Source organism: Chryseobacterium sp. 2TAF14 (genome assembly GCF_052115105.1).
GTDB lineage: Bacteria > Bacteroidota > Bacteroidia > Flavobacteriales > Weeksellaceae > Chryseobacterium.
Window position 1 is genome coordinate 1 of the sequence record NZ_JBFRGA010000267.1, and the last position, 4,223, is coordinate 4,223.

The 4,223-nt window shown below is 34.7% G+C and carries 4 protein-coding genes; all 4 read left to right on the top strand.

Going from position 1 to position 4,223, the window contains the following annotated elements; all coding sequences use genetic code 11:
• Positions 1-347, top strand: a 347-nt coding sequence (locus tag AB4Y90_RS17220; RefSeq protein WP_441558793.1) for a hypothetical protein, incomplete at its 5' end; no start/stop codon positions are given.
• A gap of 14 nt (positions 348-361) precedes the next feature.
• Positions 362-1,630, top strand: a complete 1,269-nt coding sequence (locus AB4Y90_RS17225) for a glucose-1-phosphate adenylyltransferase (RefSeq protein ID WP_441558794.1) — start codon at positions 362-364, stop codon at positions 1,628-1,630.
• 16 nt (positions 1,631-1,646) lie between these two features.
• Entirely contained in the window at positions 1,647-2,687 is a 1,041-nt protein-coding gene (locus AB4Y90_RS17230; protein WP_441558795.1) for an SRPBCC domain-containing protein, read from the top strand.
• 123 nt (positions 2,688-2,810) lie between these two features.
• Positions 2,811-4,223 (top strand): thiamine pyrophosphate-dependent enzyme (locus AB4Y90_RS17235; protein WP_441558796.1); only part of this gene is annotated, 1,413 nt, incomplete at its 3' end.

Here is a 4,223-nt window from a genome sequence, read left to right on the forward strand (position 1 = left end):
GTTGTGTTGTTACAGATGAATTACTAGATAGCATAAAAACTGAGAATGATAAAACTAAACTTGCTTTAGAAAAAAGATTTGGTAAGGATTGGAAAGTTAAATACAATCAAGAGTTTGAAGATTTTCAGATGAAACAAGTTGATGTAATGGATGTGATGATTTCTAATGAATCGTTTAGAAAACAATTAGAAAAGTGTAATATTCCAATTGATGGAATTAACAAAAATGTAAAAAAGATTGGAAATTCAGACAAATACAATGTAGATATATTTGATTATAAAAATCATGAAAAAATATGTTTTACAACAGAAGTTGATATTAAATTACGAACTATAAAAATAAAATAAAAACGCAGATATTTATGAAGCACAACGTCATTTCGATTGTTTTGGGGGGAGGCAGAGGAACAAGACTTTTTCCATTAACATATACAAGGTCTAAACCTGCAGTACCAATTGCCGGGAAATACAGATTGGTAGATATTCCGATCTCGAATTGCCTTAATTCAGGATTGAATAAAATTCTGGTTCTTACTCAGTTTAATTCAGCTTCTCTTAACTCGCATATCAAAAATTCTTATCATTTTGATATTTTTAGTCAGGGTTTTGTAGATATTTTGGCAGCAGAGCAGAATGTTGACAGCGACAGCTGGTTTCAGGGTACTGCAGATGCGGTTCGTCAATCAATGAAGCATCTTGAGAAGTACGATTATGAATATATTCTTATTCTTTCGGGGGATCAGCTTTATCAGATGGATTTTAACGAAATGCTCGATTTCCATATTGATAATGGAGGAGATGTTACAATTGCGACAATTCCTGTAAATGCAAAAGATGCGACTGGCTTTGGAATTTTAAAATCTGATGATGACGGCAATATCACTTCTTTCGTTGAAAAGCCTGGTTTTGATGAGCTTAATGGTCTTGAATCTGAGGTTTCTGACGAAAATAAAATGAAAGGAAAAGAGTTTTTGGCTTCAATGGGAATTTATATTTTTTCTAAAACGATTTTAAAGAAAATGTTTGATGAAGGAGCAGGAGACGATTTCGGTAAAGATATTATCCCAAATTCTATCGGAAAATATACAACGYTTAGTTATCAGTATGAAGGATATTGGACGGATATCGGAACCATTGAGTCTTTCTACGAAGCAAACTTAGATCTTTGTCACGATTTCCCGCAGTTTAATCTTTTCTCATCGGCGCCAATTTTTACGCGTGCAAGAATGCTTCCGCCATCTAAGGTGAATGGCTCTTACGTAAGCAAAGCAGTTTTCGGAGACGGATGCATCATTATGGCAGATAAAATCGAAAATTCTGTGATCGGAAACCGTACAAGAATTGATAAAGGAAGCACCATTGTAAATTCATACATCATGGGATCAGATTTTTATCAAAATACTACAGATATTGTCAATAATGACCGGAAAGGTTTACCTAATATGGGAATCGGGAAATACTGCTACATTGAAAAGGCAATTTTAGATAAAAACTGTTACGTTGGAGATAATGTAAGAATCATCGGTGGAAAACATCTTCAGGACGGCGATTACGGAACTCACTCCGTACAAGACGGAATTGTAGTTGTGAAAAAAGGTGCGGTACTTCTTCCGGGAACACATATAGGATAGATGTTACTTTTGTGCGATGCGTTTTTTCAAAATCATAGCGGTTATTATAGTTTTGCTGGTGGGAGCTTATGCGGCTTCCATGTATTATTTTGTAGATGAAAGTAAAGAGTTTACCATTGAAAAAGAGGTAGATTATCCTTTAGAAAAGGTTTTTAATCAGTTTAATAATCTGCAGAATTTTACCCGGTGGAACAATTTTTTTTCCAGCTCAAATACCATTACGATCGATTATTATACACCGTATGAAGGGAAGGGAAGTGCAATCAGCTACAATGATCCTAAAAGTGACGACGGTGGCGAAATGTTCATCCGTTACGAAAATCCAAACAAGACATTAAGGTATCAGCTTTTCGAAGATAAAGACGAGAATCCTACTTTAATCGACGTGAAATTTAAGGCTGTTTCTGCCGAAAAAACAAAGATTACATGGTACGTTCATACGCCGAAATTATCGGTTTTGTCGAGGGCTCAAAACTTCTGGACAGAGGATAAATTTGCTGAGAATATTGATAAAAGCATGCTTAATCTTAAAAATGTTTTAGGCAATAAAGTAGAAAAAGATAATCTCCTGGCTGCCATAAAATATGACAGCGTGATGGTAGAAAAAGAAGAAGAAAAAATGATTTTGGGAGTGAATGTAAGTACTTCCAACAAAAAAGACGCTTTGTACAGAAATATCGTGATGAATTATAACAAAATAAATAATTTTGTGACGATGGATTTAGGCAAAAAAAATGATGAAATAGGATACCCTGTTCTGATTACCGATGCCGATAATTTTAAAGATAAAGAAGTATCTTATTTTTTCGGGATTCCGTTATCAAAAAAAATAGGAATTACAGATAATAATTTCAGTTTCAGATCGGTGAATCCTACAGAAAATTATGTGATGTATTTCAAAGGTTCTTATCCGGCGAGAATAAAAGCGATTCAGCAGCTTATCCAAAAAGCGAAGAAAGATACAATGCGCTATGGTGATGTTTATCAGACTTTTATAGAACCTCCTGTGGAAGGTCAGGATGTTAATCTCAAGCTTTCACTTTCCGTTTACAGATGATTTTTTCCCAATTATCGGTTTTATATTTTTTTTAAGGTTTTGAGGATATCCCAACTCGGTTTTTTTTATTAAATTTGAAGATTAATACGTTAAACAAAATTTAATAATAGATAAACTGTAATAATGGACAGATTTTCATTCCTAAACGCAGCTCATTCTCAGTTAATTGAGGATTTATACCAACAATACTTAAAATTTCCTGACTCTTTAGAACCATCATGGAAAGCCTTTTTTCAAGGCTTTGATTTTGCATTAGAGAACTATTCTGACGAAGAAGACATTCAGTATGTGAAGAATTTGGGAAATTCTGCACCTGCAGTTCAGCAAATTTCTCAGGCTGCTTCAAACGGTGAAGTTCCGGAGCACATCAAAAAGGAATTTAAGGTGGTAAATCTTATTGAGGCGTACAGAACGAGAGGTCATCTTTTCACAAAAACAAATCCTGTACGTGATAGAAGACATCATTCTCCGACTTTAGACATTGAAAATTTTGGTCTTGACAAGTCAGATTTAAATACAAAATTCAACTGTGCCGTTGAAACAGGAATGAAAGGTCCTGCAACTTTACAGGAATTGATCACGCATTTAGAAAACATTTACTGTGATTCTATCGGTGTGGAATATATGCACATCAACAACGTTCAGGAGAAAGATTTCATTAAACAATGGCTTCAGGTAAACGAAAATCATCCGATTCTTAATGCCAATGAAAAAACTGAAATTTTACTGAAGTTAAATCAGGCTGTAGCATTTGAAAATTATCTTCATACAAAATTTGTGGGTCAGAAAAGATTCTCTCTTGAAGGAGGTGAAACGTTGATTCCTGCTTTAGATCAGTTGATTTCGAGATCTTCTCAGCTTGGTGTAGATGAGGTTGTTTTAGGGATGGCTCACAGAGGAAGGTTAAATGTATTGACCAATATTTTCGGTAAATCTTACAAGCAGATTTTCTCAGAATTTGAAGGAAAAGAATTTGAAGAAGATGTATTCTCCGGTGACGTAAAATATCACTTAGGTTCATCTAAAAAAATAAAAACTGCATCAGGTGAAGAGGTTGCCATCAATCTGACTCCGAACCCGTCTCACTTAGAAACTGTTGCTGCTTTGGTAGAAGGTATTTGCCGTGCAAAAGTAGATGATAAATATAAAGATTATTCTAAAGTTTTACCAATCATCATTCACGGTGACGGTGCGATTGCAGGACAAGGTATTGCATACGAAGTGGCTCAGATGATGACTTTGGAAGGTTACAAAACGGGAGGAACAGTACATATCGTTGTCAATAACCAGGTTTCTTTTACAACCAATTATTTAGATGCAAGGTCTTCAACATACTGTACAGATATTGCAAAAGTAACAGAATCTCCTGTGATGCACGTAAATGCAGATGATGCAGAAGCGGTGGTTCATGCGATTCATTTTGCTGCTGATTTCAGAGCTAAATTTGGTAAAGATGTTTATATCGATTTATTAGGATATAGAAAATATGGTCATAACGAAGGAGATGAACCAAGATTTACGCAGCCTAATTTATAT

Excerpts from the sequence above, each read along its gene's own strand:
- AB4Y90_RS17230 (WP_441558795.1), top strand. The coding sequence starts at position 1,647 with ATGCGTTTTTTCAAAATCATAGCGGTTATTATAGTTTTGCTGGTGGGA.